At 40.8% G+C, this 16,968-nt stretch carries 10 protein-coding genes; 1 reads left to right on the top strand and 9 read right to left on the bottom strand.

Translation table 11 applies throughout. The features are described 5' to 3' along the window. Positions 1-172: 172 nt before the first annotated feature. The 3 genes from CDC37_RS02635 to CDC37_RS02625 form a co-directional block, all read right to left on the bottom strand. Positions 173-982 (bottom strand): glucose 1-dehydrogenase, encoded by an 810-nt coding sequence (locus tag CDC37_RS02635; RefSeq protein ID WP_096620359.1) that lies wholly within the window; start codon positions 980-982, stop codon positions 173-175. Positions 983-1,251: 269 nt separating this feature from the next. Then, positions 1,252-1,968, bottom strand: a complete 717-nt coding sequence (locus CDC37_RS02630) for a hypothetical protein (protein WP_096620358.1) — start codon at positions 1,966-1,968, stop codon at positions 1,252-1,254. A gap of 312 nt (positions 1,969-2,280) precedes the next feature. Beyond that, positions 2,281-2,928: a chromophore lyase CpcT/CpeT gene (locus CDC37_RS02625; RefSeq protein WP_157780626.1), complete on the bottom strand. Its 648-nt coding sequence runs from the start codon at positions 2,926-2,928 to the stop codon at positions 2,281-2,283. 677 nt (positions 2,929-3,605) lie between these two features. Between CDC37_RS02625 and CDC37_RS02620 the strand changes: the two genes are divergently transcribed. After that, positions 3,606-5,315, top strand: coding sequence for a pentapeptide repeat-containing protein (locus tag CDC37_RS02620; RefSeq protein ID WP_096620356.1), 1,710 nt, complete (start codon positions 3,606-3,608; stop codon positions 5,313-5,315). Between the two features lie 353 nt (positions 5,316-5,668). Here CDC37_RS02620 and CDC37_RS02615 read toward each other — a convergent pair whose 3' ends face one another. The 6 genes from CDC37_RS02615 to CDC37_RS02590 form a co-directional block, all read right to left on the bottom strand. Further along, a complete protein-coding gene (locus CDC37_RS02615) occupies positions 5,669-6,307 on the bottom strand; it encodes a histidine phosphatase family protein (RefSeq protein WP_096620355.1) in 639 nt (212 codons plus the stop codon). A 357-nt stretch (positions 6,308-6,664) separates the two neighbouring features. Beyond that, positions 6,665-7,720: an ATP-dependent 6-phosphofructokinase gene (locus tag CDC37_RS02610; RefSeq protein ID WP_096620354.1), complete on the bottom strand. Its 1,056-nt coding sequence runs from the start codon at positions 7,718-7,720 to the stop codon at positions 6,665-6,667. Between the two features lie 238 nt (positions 7,721-7,958). Continuing rightward, the gene (locus tag CDC37_RS02605) at positions 7,959-10,733 is read right to left on the bottom strand and encodes a bifunctional acetate--CoA ligase family protein/GNAT family N-acetyltransferase (protein WP_096620353.1); all 2,775 of its coding nucleotides are present in this window, start codon (positions 10,731-10,733) and stop codon (positions 7,959-7,961) included. Between the two features lie 286 nt (positions 10,734-11,019). Continuing rightward, a complete protein-coding gene (gene adhE, locus CDC37_RS02600) occupies positions 11,020-13,710 on the bottom strand; it encodes a bifunctional acetaldehyde-CoA/alcohol dehydrogenase (protein ID WP_096620352.1) in 2,691 nt (896 codons plus the stop codon). A gap of 270 nt (positions 13,711-13,980) precedes the next feature. Next, positions 13,981-14,769: a pyruvate formate-lyase-activating protein gene (gene pflA / locus CDC37_RS02595; RefSeq protein WP_096620351.1), complete on the bottom strand. Its 789-nt coding sequence runs from the start codon at positions 14,767-14,769 to the stop codon at positions 13,981-13,983. A 1,240-nt stretch (positions 14,770-16,009) separates the two neighbouring features. After that, complete coding sequence (locus CDC37_RS02590; RefSeq protein WP_096620350.1) at positions 16,010-16,729, bottom strand: pirin family protein; 720 nt, start codon at positions 16,727-16,729, stop codon at positions 16,010-16,012. Between the last annotated feature and the right edge of the window lie 239 nt (positions 16,730-16,968).

Raw genomic sequence — 16,968 nt, 5'->3', positions numbered from 1 at the left:
GTGTAGAAACGTAGCAATGCTACGTCTCTACGGTGATTGTGGTTTTAATCCAAAATGTAAACATTTATAATTCACATGTTTGGTGTTACAGATATCTACGCTCAAAACCCCATATCCGATACCATTTAGCGAAAACTCTGATATGAGCATGTCTTCCCCATACTCCCCTCACCTACGCAGACCAAGCTTCACGGAAGTCTGCATACAGGGTCAAACCACCGTCAATAAATAAAGTCTGTCCAGTAATATAGGCAGCCTCATCAGATGCTAAAAATGCTACTGCTGCCGCCATCTCCTCCGTAGTTCCCGCCCTTCCCATCGGAATATGACTTTCCACCACAGCTCGTTTTTCCGGGTCATTTGTCCAATCATCGTTAATTGGTGTCACCGTTGCACCCGGAGCAATCCCATTCACACGGATTCCCTGTTGAGCATATTCTAAGGCTAGGGTTTTGGTTAAATTACCCATTCCCCCCTTACTGATAGAGTAACTAGCATAGAAGGGTCTAGGTATAATTTCATGCACACTAGAAATATTAATAATCACACCCGGACGATTAGTGGCTAATAAATGCTTAATCGTTTCCCTCGCACACAGAAAAGCTCCACGCAGATTTACATTTAACACCCGGTCAAAATCAGCCGTTTCCACTTCATGGGAGGGACTTTCAGTCTGAATTCCCGCATTATTAATTAAAATATCCAAACTTCCCAACTTCTCGATGGTTGTCTCCACCATCTTGATAATATCAACTTCCTGGGACACATCCCCCTGTACAATTAGCGATCGCACTCCACAATCTTCCATTTGATGACAAGCTTTTTCCATCGCTTGTGTTTGGGTATCCTCCGCAGATTCCGGATTACGACGGTAATTAATCGCAACATGACAACCCTCCTGAGCAAGTCGAATCGCGATCGCTTGTCCAATTCCTGATGTTGCACCTGTAATTAAAGCTGTTTTCCCCTTTAATCCTTTCATGAGATAGCCATCCCAGTTTTTTCGTGTAAAAAGTTAATTTATTTGCTTTGAATGGCCATCAGCATACAAATAAGTGGGGATTAAAGGGGTGTATCTCCAGTTATAACTACAGGGATGATATTGGTGAAGTTCTAAGTAATATTCTATGTCGAAAGGTAGTTGTAATAATTTGGCTCTTATTCGCGCTTTAGCGCTATAGGCAAAGCCTTCACCCCCTTTCGCGGGAAACAGTAGAGACAACCCGTTGGGTCGTCTCTACTTCCTGACCATCAAAAATAGCGCGGATTAGTAGATTTATCCACATATTGAATAATCACCCGACCAACATCTTGCCGTTCCTGTTTTAACATTGCCTCAATCTCATTCAAACTACGCAGCATATTCCCATATTCAGTATTTGCTTGTTTTTGCGTATTCCACTCTGCTAAAACAGCTCGATTTTTCGCTATTTGGGGATTTCCTACTTCCAATTTCCTGCGAATACGATTGATGATACTAGCACGCAGTTGCGGATCTAAACCAATATTCCTCCGATTTCCCTGCAAATATAAATTAATAATTTTCTCAACCATCTCTTCATCTATCACTACCCCCCGCACAGCCAGATGACCATATAAAGTCCCTCCACCAGCATAAGCCATTGTCAAATATTCAGAAGCCACTCGATAATCCCTAAATAACTTACGATACCTAGCAATCCTCTGATTTTGAACCGGAGAAAGTCTTTTCGCTAAAGAATTATTTCTTTGTTGATGACAATCTCCATACACAACAAAAGCTGTATTTTGATCAACTTCAGAAAACCCTCTTCTTTGCGTGTAATACTCACTCCATTTATCTGTCTTCATCTTCAGAATTTGGTCACAGCTTAAACCCAATCTTTCTGCAACTAAATTAGTTTGAGCTAGAGTATGGATAGGAAGGAAAGGTAATACTAAAAAGCTAATCAGACAAGTTAAAAATATTTTTGTAGGAGAGAATTTCATTTGTGTTAATCAATACTTTTTATTTCCTGGATATCATAGGCGAATTCCGTCTTTAATAGCAAGCAAAAATACGCTGCTCAACATAATTTAAAACCAAAAATCTCTGTTAGCGATTAAGTAGGTAGGTGCAATTACACATAAAACCGCAATGTAACCGAGCATTCGGCTCAAAGCCTTACAGACGCGATATATAGCGTCTCTCCCTAGTACAGACCCGATATATCGCGTCTCTTAACGACAATTTTCACCACCCACCTACTTATTTAATAGAGGCACTAACTAGCAACTTGCGTTATTACAAATTACGAATTATTAATTACTAATTCGTTCAAACTGATAGGATTCCTCCCTTGCACCCCAGACCTGCTTTCCATTCGCATCATAACCCCTATCCCAGGTTTGCATTTTGTTTTTTTGCAAAATCACCCGATTAGTACTGCGGACAGCACCTCTGACGTTAGTTGGACAACCAGTAGGAGGTGTTACACCTATATAACCATCTCGATAACGTCGTAAAAATAAACTACACACCTGCGTTTGTAAATCAATATCTGAAATCGTGCGGGATGCTAAGGGTTTGTCACAAAAATTTACCCAAGCTACCAGGTTATTAGGTTTGAAAGCAAGAGAACGAATACTTTGAGTTGCAGCATCAGCAGACAATTCCAACAATCTTTGACGGTATGGTTTACGTAAATCTTCTTCCAGAGCTTGTTCTTGGTAAAGATATATGGAATCAGGCTTTTGAGGATTTTGCAAGCGGACTCTACAGGTTATCATAATCACGCTTGTGGTTGGCAGATTCCCCTTCGCTGGAATTACTGTCCGCATTTTACCTTCTAGTAGGGATGCAACTTCTTCAACTTGCTGGTTCAAAGGGGGATGAGGAGTTTTTACTGTTTGAGCATGGCTAACATACTGTGTTCCCCAAGAACAAGCTAATGCCAATAACGTAATCACTTTTGTTTGAAAATTGTAAATGCACCCCATGACGATGGATAATTAGTTGGTACGGAACAGTTTGGTTTTAAATCTTAAATCATAGCACATAAATTCATTAAGATATTTAAACTTTTCAATCTATCGACGGTTCTTTCCACTATCCCCGTTGAGGATAATTTTTTGGCAAGATTTTATTTATCAATGGTAGTTGTAATTATTTTTATCCCCACTGATTGGAACCATTAGATACCTATAATCATCTATTTCTTTAATCGTATCCGATTGTGGATTATCCTACCCCGCATTTCTCACAAAACCCTAAAACCCACAGGGAATTGTGAGGGAGTAGGGAGTAGTCAGAAAATCAATCCGTTACTCAAGGCTTACAACTTACTCGTGAGAAATCCAGGCTACGAGTACGCGTAGGCAAAAGCCGTGCCATTAGGCTAGCATTATTGTCGAAAATGCCACTATTACAGGTTGGCTGAAATAAACCGAGTATTAACTTTTTATCTAGTGACCATGCTCCGCGTGGTCGCTTAGTGAGTTGAAGGCTCTGCCTTCATTCACGAAGCAGGAGCGAGGGGATTTTAGATTTTGGGTAGAAATTATAATTATCAACATTTTGGATTAACACCACAATCATCTGAATTTCCATATCCGATATTGTCTAAATGTAGTCTAAATATATAAATATGATTTATAGTTTATCCCTAAAAAAATTAATTACTACCATCTTCACTAGTTTAATCATTACCTCCCCATTGTTATTCATCTCACCAATTCGGGCAGAAAATCCGGAACATGTGAAACAACTATTAGAAACCAAAAAATGCCGTCGCTGTGATTTGCGGGGAGCAAACCTCAGCCGACAGAATCTCGAAGGAGCCGACTTATCCAGTGCAAATTTACGCCGGGCAGATTTAACTAGAACTAATTTAGTAAGAGCCAATTTTAGAAGTGCTGATTTAAGTAATGCTGACTTGAATCACGCGAATTTAAGACATACAGATTTTAGCTCGGCGGATTTGAGTAACGCTGATTTACGGGGTGCGGATTTGCGTTCAGCAAACTTCAGTTATGCGGATTTAACGGATGTGGATTTCCGCAGTACAAGATTGGATTTTGCTCGCTTCAATGGAGCCAAATTAAGGGGTGCAATATTTGATAATCACGCATTACAAAATGTCCAATTAGAAGGAGTAGATTTAAGTGGTGTGGATTTGCGCTTATTAAACTTACGTGGTGTTAATTTACGTCGAGTCAGTTTGAGTCGTGCAAACCTAATAGGTTTTGATTTTCGCGGTACAGAATTGGAAGGTGCTAATCTCAGTTTTGCCAATCTGCGTGATGCTAATTTCAGTGATGGAAAATTGAGAAATGTGGATTTTAACAACGCTAACTTACAAGGTGTAAATTTTCGTAATGCCGATTTACGGGGTGCAAATTTGCGCAATGTCAACCTACAAGCAGCCGATTTACGAGGTGCAAATTTAGATAGCGATAACCTTCCCCCAGATAATTTTACCGCCGATGCTAGCGATTGGTTGCGATGGGGAAATAACTTGCTGGGACAACAAAAATATCAAGCAGCGATCGCCATGTTCAATCAAGCTTTAAATCGCGATCCACAACTCGTAAATGCCTACATCCAACGAGCTTCTGCCCACTCCCAACTCCAGAATACATCAGCAGCCTTAGCAGATTACAATCGAGTTTTAACAATTGAGGGTAATAACCCCATCGCCTTGACGGGGAGAGGATTAATTTATACTCAGCAACAAAATTATCCCGCCGCTTTCGCAGATTTTGACAGGGCAATTCAAAGTGATAATAGACACGCACCAGCCTACGCGGGTAAAGCCGAAATTTACCGATTACAAACCGACTATCAACAGGCAATTAACACCGCAACCACAGCCTTGAATTTAGACCCGAAACTAGCCAAAGCTTACCATACCCGTGGATTAGCTCAATTTGCCTTGAAAAACTATCCCGCAGCCATTAAAGACTACGACAAAGCCGTAGATCACTCCCACCGCTGGGCTGAATTATTCCTCAACCGAGGTATGGCAAGATACGCCATCGGTAAATACCGAGAAGCCACTCAAGACTATGACTACGCCATCCAAATCAATAATAACTACGTGGAAGCCTACTACCAACGCAGTTTAGCCCGATTTGCCCGTCAAAAATATCAAGATGCCATCAAAGATTGCGATCGCGTCATCCAACGTCGTCCTGACCATGCACCAGCCTACGAAAACAAGGGTAACGCCCTCCAAGCTCTCCAGCAAACATCCGCAGCAAGACAAGCTTGGGAAATGGCAATCAAATTATATACTCAACAGGGTGATAATTCCAGCGCCAAACGAGTTCAAGAATTATTAACTCAAATTCGGTAGTTAAGCTTTACACGGCAATAAACTGAGCTTTTACTTAGACAGAGTAGTTAAATGTTGATTGTTAATTGTTAACTGTCAACCAATCAAAAGGGAAATATACCATCATCAACTACTCCTGACTCCCTTCTCCCTGCTCCAAAAAAACGAGCTTGTTAAGTATTCAGTACTTACGCAAAGAAAATTTGTCCGCAGCCACTGAAACGCAGTTTCGGGAAGCAAGCTACGTTTCGGTTCCAGTGACCTTAGCTTTTGCGTAAGTCCTAGTATTAAAATCGACTTTTAAAACATACTCCAAAATCCATAGACGCACCTAGTGGGGCTTTTCGCAGAGTAATCTCAAATCCAAAACCGAATTAGGTTCCTGGACGAGAGCGAATATGCTCCGGAATATGGTGGCGATCGCCTAATATTTCTAACAAGGGACCATTAACATCAAATTTGACCATGCTCACCGACGCGACCAAAATATTCACCCGATAGCGATAACGTCCTAAATCAATTCCCAACAAGCTACACAGCATAATCCGAATCGTGGCTTTGTGGGAAACCACTAACACATTACCCTGGGGATGTTTTTCTTGAATTTCCGCAATCACCGGCATAGAGCGGTTGGCGATATCCACGGCCGTTTCCCCACCCTTGGGTGCATTCCAAGCAGGTTCTGTTAACCATTTTATATAGTTTTCCGGGTAATTTTCCTGGGCAAAGGATTTACTTTTGGCTTCCCATTCCCCATAACTACCTTCCCGAAGTCCGCTACGCAACTGCATATCCATACCGATAGCATCACACAATGGTTTTGCAGTTGCGATCGTGCGTTTCATTGGACTGACATAAACCGCTTCCCATTTCAATTTTTGATAAACATCAGCAAAACTGTATGCCATCTGTATACCTTCCGGTGTCAACTCCGCATCAGTTTCACCGCAAAAATTACCACTTTGACTAAAAGTAGTTTCTCCGTGTCGTAGAAAGTATAAATTGAGAGTCATAATTTAGTATCGCGATGGAAAGGGATTTGCTGAGAATGAACATACCATCAATCTTCCAAGCTGGTCTGTAACATTGCGACAAACCAACTAAGAAGAAAAGTCAACTAACCACAGACATAGGAAATACTTTTTCGGTATCTTGACTGCCACATTTACCGCAAATCCCTAAAAAATAAATACTTCCCTAAAGGCATTTTAGATGACTCAAGTGAGATAAGTCGATTCACTATAATTTGCAAACAGCATAACTATTTTTCGCTGTTTTCATCAATACCTACAAGATTATGAGATTGCTTCCTTGTTTCTCCTCGCTTCGGACAACTTCAAATTCAAGCGGTATGACTTTAGTTGCTTTTGTTACAAACCCATATAAATACCGAGAGCGCGAGCTGTTTCGACTAGATAGTGGTGACTAGCTACCCGTAGAGGACTATGAGCAAGAACTTCTGTTAACGATACGGCTTCTACTCGTCCGGATTGCCAAGCCACCATTTTACCTGTTTCCCCATTAGCCAGTAAATCCACTGCTGTTTTGCCAAAGGCTGTTGCAATTAAGCGGTCTAAAGCGGAGGGAATACCCCCCCGTTGGATATGTCCGAGGACTGATGTGCGAATATCAAGTTGATCATGGCTGCAACTGCGAAGTTCGTCGGCAATGTATTGTCCCATACCACAACTGGGTCGGGAACAGGATGTATGGGCTGAATCATCGGCGATTTGTGCCCCTTCAGCAACAACGATAATTGCAAACTTGCGATCGCAGTTGTGTCTGAGTTCTTGGAGGTGCGCACAGATACCTTTGATGGTGTAGGGGATTTCTGGGATTAAAATTACATCTGCACCACCCGCAATACCTGCATGTAGTGCTAAATGTCCAGCACTGCGTCCCATGACTTCAACTATCATCACCCGGTCGTGACTGGCTGCGGTGAAGGTGAGACGGTTGAGGGCTTCGACGATAGTATTAACGGCGGTATCGAAACCAACTACATGTTCAGTAATTGCCACATCGTTATCGATGGTTTTGGGAATACCAATAAATTGCCAATTTCCAGCGATGCGAAGTTGATTTAAGATAGCGAGGCTACCATCTCCACCAATTCCAATGAGTGCATCTAGGGCTAGTGTGCGATAACCTGCGAGAATTTGCTCAATTTGATTAAGGGTATCGCCTTTGTTGATACTACCAAGAATTGTCCCCCCCATATTGAGTAATGGGTCAATTCCCCGTAGGTTTAAACTGTGTATTTTTAGGGGGATGGCTTTAGCTGACAATAACCCTTTGGTGGCGTAGGGAATGCCTAATACTTGCCAATTATAGTTGAGGGTGGCGTGGTTGACAACGGCGCGAATTACTGCGTTTAATCCAGGACAGTCTCCCCCACTGGTTAAAATTCCAATTTTTTTTTGCATATTATATTATACCTAACTCTATTTAGCTTGTAGTAGCACTTTAGCGCTATAGGTAGAGAATATTAGGAGACAAAATTGATTTAGCTCATAGTAGCGCTACACACGCAGCGTTCTCGCTACGACAAAAAATAATTATTTTCACAAGGACATCTTGATATGTGGGAATATGTTGCAGCAGACCTAGTGCTAAAGTGCTACCACGAACAAGTGATGATTACACAATTTTCTATCCACCTGATTATCTTGGGATTGCGTAACGATTTTGCAGGGGTATCGTCGCTTTGACAACACTTGGGTCAGTGGTTCGTTGGATGGTAAATCCTAGTTTTTCACATACCCTTTGCATGGCATGATTTTCTAATAAAATTTCGGCATTTATTTCTGTGAGGTTTTCGTTTTCTCCCACTTGTAAGAGACGTTTTAATATTTCACTCCCTAATCCCTGACATTGGTAAGAATCAGCGACAATTAAGGCAAATTCTCCTTTATTTTTACCATGTAGTTTACTCAATCTACCCACTGCTAAAATTTCCTGTTGTCCTGTTTCAGGGTTTTGATAATCGGCGACTAGGGCCATTTCCCGGTCATAATCGATAAAGCATAATCTGGTTAATCTTTCGTGGGCAATTCTTTGACTTAGTTTAATAATATGAAAATAACGAAAATAAACACTTTCCTGGGATAATTTATGATGAAATTGAATGATTAAAGGTTCATCTTCGGGACGAATTGGTCGAATTATGACTTCCATGCCATTTTTCATTTTCCAGGGGGAAACGTATTGAATCGGATAGGGAAGAATGGCTGGTTTGGGTATGTCTTCTGGCTTGGTATCTAAGTCATGTAAAATAACTCTTCCATCTAAAGCAATTAGGGAATTTTCATGACCTGGTTTCACCAACAGAGGATTAATATCTATTTCCTTAATCGCTGGTTGCTCCACTACTAATTGACTAAAACGCACCAGAATTTGTTCTAATTGTGATAAGCCAATTTCTCTTCTACCTCTGACTCCTTTTAAAGCTTGATAAATGCGAGTTTGTTCCATCATCCGCCTTGCTAAGGTGGTATTTAAGGGCGGTAATCCCAAGGCTCTATCTGCAAATACTTCTACTAATTCTCCTCCAGTTCCAAATAGTATGACAGGTCCAAATTGAGCATCAATACTACTACCTAAAATTAGTTCGTAGCCATTTTTTAAATCTACCATCGGTTGCACTGTCACCCCAGCAAAATCCCTTGCTCCTACTTTTGTTGTCACCGATGTGTGAATTGCATTATATGCCTCTTTTACTGCCTCTGCGCAATACAAATTAAGGTGTACACCCCCCACATCTGTTTTATGGGTAATTGTTGGGGAATACACCTTTAATACTACCGGATAGCCAATTTTTTCTGCTTTTTGAATTGCCTCTTCCACACTGGTAGCTAAATAGGTTTCTACCGTGGGAATTCCATAGGCTGCTAATATTTTTTTGGATTCAGTTTCTGTTAGCAAATACCTTCCCGATTCCCGTGCTGTTTGGATAATATTCTCCACCTGTTTGCAGTTGGAAAAATCCACACTAGAACTTGCTAAAGTTGGCGTTTCATACAAACTGCGCAAATTATAACTATAACGCCACATATAATTAAAAATACGCGCAGCAGTATCGGGATAGGGAAAAGTGGGAATGGAAGCTTGATTGAGAATTTCTGCTCCAGCTGCGATATCTGCATCACCCATCCAACTTGCTAAAACTGGTTTACCAATTTTGCCATAGGGTGCTAACAGTTTGGCGGTTTCCGTCGGATTTGTCATGGCTTGGGGTGTCAAAATTACCAGAATCGCATCCGTATTTTCATCCTGACTAATAATTTCCAAAGCTTTTTGGTAACGCTCTGGTTCCGCATCTCCCAATAAATCAATCGGATTATTATGATTACCAGTCATGGGTAACACTTGATTTAATCTCTCCCGTGTTTTCCCTGATAAATCCGCTAACTCTCCTCCCCCCGCAATTAACGCATCCGTCGCGAGTACACCTGGTCCCCCAGCATTGGTAATAATTGTCATCCGTTTACCTTTAGGTCGGGGTTGTTTGGCTAACACCTCAGCCATATCAAATAATTCGGAAATCCGTTCAACCCGCAATACTCCACAACGTCGAAAAGCCGCATCAAAGACCGCATCGCTACCCGTCAAAGCACCCGTATGGGAAGTCGCAGCAGCAGCAGCAGCAGCAGTCCGTCCAGCTTTAATCACAATAATTGGCTTGGTTAAAGCAACTTCCCGCGCTGCGGATAGGAAGGAACGGGCATTACCGACAGATTCCATGTAAATAACAATACTTTCGGTGTGAGGGTCATCACCTAAGTAATAAATTAAATCTCCCCAATCCACATCCAACATGGAACCGATGGAAATGAAAGCACTGAAGCCGACATTTTCCCGGAAACTCCAATCCAAAATTGCTGTACACAAAGCGCCACTTTGACTAATAAAACCCACCTTCCCCGGTGAAGGCATACTACTAGCAAAACTAGCATTTAAACCCAGGTGAGGATTAATCACACCCAAACAATTAGGACCAATTAAGCGCATGTCACCGCGACGAAGTTCCTGGAGAATGCGCTGTTCCAACTCCATCCCCGCACTTCCAGTTTCCCGAAATCCTGCGGAAATTGCGATCGCGCCTTTGACCCCTGCATTCACGCACTCAGCAATTATACCAGGAACAGTCGCCGCCGGGGTGGCAATAATTGCCAAATCCACGACATCAGGAACATCAGCAATTGTGGGGTAAGTTTTAATACCCATGACACTGTTGCGCTTGGGATTAACAGGAAAAACAGTTCCTCCAAAGGGATGACTAATGAGGTTCCACAGCAGAGTTCGTCCCACACTACCTGGTTTTTCCGTTGCACCGATGACAGCGATATTTTTGGGTGCAAAAATCACATCCAGAGGATGATGTTCGGAACGGAGAATATCATAAGCACGGTCTGAAGCTATTTTGATCGACGTTTGCATATATAATCCTTGCTTGTAAATAGGAGTAAATAGGAATGGGGTTCTGTTTTGTGTGTATGCAGTTTTCTCCGGGAGGGTTACATCTATATGATGTAGTAACCCCTCCTAGTGCGATCGCTATACCTTATAAATCCTCATCTTCTGCAACTTTCAAGGGAGGAGTGGATACGCAGTATGGGAAAGCTCATACTTTGAAGGGGGTTTGCGATTTTCAAAATCTATAATTAACTCTACGCTCACATTTGCTGTATGGGAATTCCCTCCTGTCTCCCGTCTCCCCTTCAACTTACACAGTTTGCAACATTAAATTTTCCGATTCATCGCTATAGAAAAGTGCTGCATCAGTGCGACAACCAGCATAGGCTAGTACATACAATTCTCGTAAATCATTAATTAAGGGATAACGAGGATTTGCACCAGTACATTGGTCATCAAATGCTTGTTCTGCCATTACTTCCAAACGACTATAAAAAGCTTGATCATCGCCTCCTAATGCTTCTTTAATGGTCAGGGGAATATCAATTTGTGCCTTCAAATTTTCCACTGCTTCCACTAATTTCTCCACCTTTTCATCCAAACTATTACCACCTAATCGGAGAAAGTCCGCAATTTCTGCATAACGCTGTTTCGCATTGGGATATTTGTACTGGGGAAAAATAGCTTGTTTAAAGGGAACATCAGTGGCATTATAACGAATTACATGGGATATCATCAACGCATTTGCTAACCCGTGGGGGAGGTGAAAAGTTGCACCTAATTTATGGGCTAGGGAGTGACAAACTCCCAAGAAAGCATTTGCAAATGCCATTCCCGCAATTGTCGCTGCATAGTGAACTTTTTCCCGTGCTTCTGGGTCTTTTGCTCCATATTTATAGGCACGCGGTAAATACTTAAATAACAAATCAATTGCTTGCAAAGCTAACCCATCAGTAAAATCAGTTGCCATCACCGAAACATAGGATTCTAAGGCATGGGTTAGGGCATCAATTCCACCATAGGCAGTTAATTTTTTCGGCATTTCTAACACTAATTCTGGGTCAATAATCGCCATATTTGGTGTCAAGGAATAATCCGCCAAAGGATACTTAACTCCCTCTTTTTCATCCGTAACAACAGCAAATGGTGTGACTTCCGAACCCGTACCAGATGTGGTAGGAATTGCCACTAACATTGCTTTTTTTCCTAATTCAGGTAATTCATAAACACGCTTGCGGATATCCATAAATCGCATGGCTAAACCCGCAAACTCCACATCTGGATGTTCATACATCAACCACATTACCTTTGCTGCATCCATCGGGGAACCACCACCAATGGCAATAATTACGTCCGGTTGATAACTTCTTAATAGTGCTAAACCTTGGTTAACATTCCCTAACGTTGGGTCAGGTTCTACATCATGGAAGATATCGTATTTAATCCCCATTAGGTCCAAAACCTGAGTCACCTTCGTGGTAATTCCTAAGTCAAATAGGGGTTTATCGGTGACAATAAATGCTCGTTTTTTACCTGCTAAATCACCTAAAGCCACAGGTAAACATCCATACTTAAAATAGACTTTGGGAGGAACACGAAACCACAGCATATTTTCCCGACGCTGGGACACAGTTTTAATATTTAGTAGGTGACGGGGTGTAACGTTACCGGAAATAGTATTACCACCCCAAGTTCCACAACCTAAAGTTAAAGAAGGGTCTAATTTGAAATTATATAAATCCCCAATCGCACCTTGGGAAGATGGGGTATTAATCAGAACCCGTCCGGTTTTGATTTTATGCTCAAAATAGGCAATATCATCCAGATTTGCTGGGTTTGTATATAAGACAGCCGTATGTCCAGGACCTCCAAATTCCACTAAAGCTTCAGCTTTTTCAACAGCTTCATGGAAATTTTTAGCTCTGTACATGGCTAAAATTGGTGATAATTTTTCATAGGCAAATGGTTCACTGGCATCAATTTTTTCGACCTCAGCAATCAGAGTTTTATAACTACTTGGTAAAGGACAATAGGTATCAATACCTGCTTCGGAAATCTCATGTTTTAAATTAATTCCTACTAGTTTGGCAATATTTTCTACCGACTGTCCAACAATAGCTGGATTTAAGCGACCATCTTTGAGGATGAAATTACCAAGTTGATTTTTTTCCTCTTCATTGAGAAAGTATGCACCACGATGGATAAATTCCTGCTTCACTTGATGATAAATTTCATCCACAACAATGACTGATTGTTCCGAAGCACAAATCATCCCATTATCGAAGGTTTTACTTAATAAAATTGAACTGACAGCAGTCGGAATATCAGCCGATACATCAATCACTGCGGGTGTATTTCCTGCTCCGACACCTAAAGATGGATGACCAGAAGAATAAGCAGCACGTACCATTCCTGGTCCACCTGTTGCTAGGATTAATTTAATCTCCGGATGCTGCATTAAAGCTTGGGATAATTCAACTGTTGGTTCATCAATCCAACCGATAATATCTGTGGGAGCACCAGCTGCAATTGCTGCTGCAAGGACAATTTTTGCAGCTTCAATTGTACATTTTTTGGCTTTAGGATGGGGAGAAAGGATAATTCCGTTGCGGGTTTTGAGTGCAATTAGGGTTTTAAAAATGGTAGTCGATGTGGGATTGGTGACGGGGACAATTCCCGCAATAATTCCTACGGGTTCGGCAATTTTTTGAATTCCGAAGGATTTATCTTCTTCAATTAAACCGCAGGTTTTTTCACTTTTGTATTTGTTGTAGATATATTCAGAAGCAAAGTGGTTTTTAATCACTTTATCTTCTACGATACCCATACCTGTTTCGGTGACAGCTAATTTTGCTAGGGGTATTCTTTGATTGTTAGCTGCTAATGCAGCTTGTTTGAATATCAAATCAACTTTTTCTTGAGAATATGTAGCGAATTCCTCTTGTGCTGTTTTGACTTTGGCGATTAATAATTCTAACTCTTGAATGTTGGTAACTTGCATGGTGTACCTCAAGGTTTATATGCAGAGTTTTGTGAATTCGTAATTTGTAATAGCCTGCGGCAAGCCGCTTCGCGTAAATACCCATTACGCGGGAAGTAAGCTGCGTGATTGCCTACGTAATTACAAAATCTGGATGTAGCAATGATTTTGTAGATTCCATCTATTGCCTAATTTTAGATAATTGGTCAAAGTAGGTGGGTACTAAAATTATCCTTTCTTCCTACACCCTACTTACCACTGTCTACTTCCTTTGATGTTCGATGGTTAATATTAGGAGATTGCCATAACACCCTGATTTCGGAAAATATTTAATGCTTGTTCAACTTCATCTGGGGTTGGTGGGGGAGTGTCTTGGAGTTGATATTCATAACCAAGTTGTTCCCATTTATATTCTCCCATTTTGTGAAATGGTAAAACTTCAACTCGTTCGACATTCTTTAATGTGCTGACAAATTTCGCTAATCCAGCAATATTTTCTGGGTCATCGGTTAAACCGGGAACTAAAACGAAGCGAATCCAAGTCGGTTTATTGATATCACTAAGGTATCGAGCTAAAGTTAAAGTTGGTGCGAGATCAACACCTGTGACTTTGGTGTAGGTTGCTGGGTCAAAGGATTTAATGTCTAGTAATACTAAATCGACAAATTCTAAGACTGATTTAGCTATTTCTAAATGACAAAATCCGGAAGTATCTAATGCGGTGTGTATTCCTAATTCCTGACATTGTCGAAAGATTTCTCTGACGAATTCTGGTTGATATAAAGGTTCACCTCCACTTATTGTGACACCTCCACCAGATGCTTGCATGTAGGAAGTATATTTTTGTATTTCCCTAATTATTTCATCGACAGTCACTTGTTTACCATTTTCTAAATAGCGACAATCGGGGTTGCTACAGTATAAACAACGGAGGGGACAACCTGTTGTAAAGATTACAAAACGGATACCAGGACCGTCAACTGTACCGCAGGTTTCCAGGGAGTGGATATAACCAGAGGTGGTGGGTTTTGACCTGATGTCGTGGTCTGTAGCAAGGGTGGGGATAGCTCTATTTTGCATTATGCCTACTTGAATGAGGTTTTCTCGCTGCCTGTGAATCCAAGTATATTTATAGGTAATAAATGTGAGGAAGTTGTGAGGGTACCTGTGGTACAGTTGTTTTGTCAGGGAATGGATACAGCAATCTGATTTAAGTCGTGAAAAATAGCATGCCGTTGACTGTTAAGTGTTAACTGTCAACCGTTAGCAACCCTACATGTAATATTTCACAAATAATTTAGGACTGCTGTATATAGCAGGAGACAGAAGACAGGAGCAGTAAGAACAAGTTGCAATTAGGAGGCAATATAAACTATGTAGGGAGCTAAATGATGGCAAAATTAACGATTAAAATACCTGACGAATTAGCCTTACATTCACTAAACACAATAACTCTCAAAAATCTGCCATCTGCTGTATATTAATTTTCCTATTTTCTACCTGGTCTTCAAGGGTTTTTCTTAATAAAGATGTGTGCATAAAGCAATACAGTTCAGTTAGACTTAAAAGCCTGATTATTGGGTAGGTTGGGTTGAAGAATCGAGAAGCAGAGCTTCGTAGAAATATAAACTATGTAGGGAGCTAAATGATGGCAAAATTAACGATTAAAATACCTGACGAATTAGCCTTACATTCACTAAACACAATAACTCTCAAAAATCTGCCATCTGCTGTATATTAATTTTCCTATTTTCTACCTGGTCTTCAAGGGTTTTTCTTAATAAAGATGTGTGCATAAAGCAATACAGTTCAGTTAGACTTAAAAGCCTGATTATTGGGTAGGTTGGGTTGAAGAATCGAGAAGCAGAGCTTCGTAGAATGCGTCCCCACGCGGAGCATAGGGACGAGATGAAGGGAGCTAAATGATAGCAAAATTAACGATTAAAATACCTGACGAATTAGCCTTACATTCACTAAACACAATAACTCTCAAAAATCTGCCATCTGCTGTATATTAATTTTCCTATTTTCTACCTGGTCTTCAAGGGTTTTTCTTAATAAAGATGTGTGCATAAAGCAATACAGTTCAGTTAGACTTAAAAGCCTGATTATTGGGTAGGTTGGGTTGAAGAATCTAGAAGCAGAGCTTCGTAGGATGCGTCCCCACGCGGAGCATAGGGACGAGATGAAGCTGTTTTTTCACACCTTCTTGTTTTCCTAGATAATCATGAAATTTTAAGTCATATATTCAGCAAAAAGCCCACATCAGTGGGCCGTTAAAATCTAATAATTCAATAGTAATTCAAATGATTGGAGAAGCCTAGCCTAAATCAAACAACAAAATTTCTCCCCTATCTTGGCTGCTAATCTCTAAATGTTCTGCACCGCGAATTTCTAATCCATCACCTCCATATAATTCAATTCCATTCACATTTACCGTTCCCTGAGCAACCTGTACCCAACCATAGCGATTAGCACTGACATCAAACTCCACCACATCACCCTGACCTAAAATAGATGTGTACAAATCCACGTCTTGGTAAATTTTTACTGCCCCATCTCGTCCATCCTTGGCTGCAATCAAGCGTAATTTTCCTTCTCTTTCGTTGAGGGGAAAAGCTTTTTGTTCGTAACGGGGTGTTAATCCTTTCCTTTCCGGTAGTATCCAAATTTGCAAAAAGTGTACAGGTTCGGTTTGGGAATGATTAAACTCACTGTGCATAATTCCCGTTCCCGCACTCATAATTTGGGCTTCTCCCGGACGTATCACTGAGCCAGTGCCTAAACTATCTTTGTGTTCTATAGCACCAGACAGGACATAGGTGAAAATTTCCATATCCTTGTGACCGTGGGTTGCAAAACCTCCTCCTGGAGCAACTTTGTCATCATTAATAACTCGGAGACTGCGAAACCCCATATGTTCAGGGTCATAATAGTTACCAAATGAAAAGCTGTGGCGACTATCTAACCAGCTAATTTGGGTGACACCCCGGTGATGGCGATCGCGTACAATCATGTTTGCTGTTGTTGTCTTGGTCATTGTTTACCTCGGTCAAAAAATTTAGCGATAAAATCTGTAATTACAATATTTATTTAATGGAAATTGGGTGTGGTTTAAATATTTGTTGAATTAGAGAGTTTTATTGGTCATCAATCAAAATTTATTATTCATTTAACATGTTTTTATTCTATAGAAACCACAAGAAAATGAAAAGTACGCACTTGCAAGTAAGATAGTTACAAAAAAGTAAGTATAGAAATCATATTTAATGTTTTAAT

The sequence above is a fragment of the Calothrix sp. NIES-3974 genome (assembly GCF_002368395.1).
GTDB lineage: Bacteria > Cyanobacteriota > Cyanobacteriia > Cyanobacteriales > Nostocaceae > NIES-3974.
The sequence above is the reverse complement of the archived record's forward strand: the minus strand, read 5'-3'. Positions and strand labels throughout refer to the sequence as shown.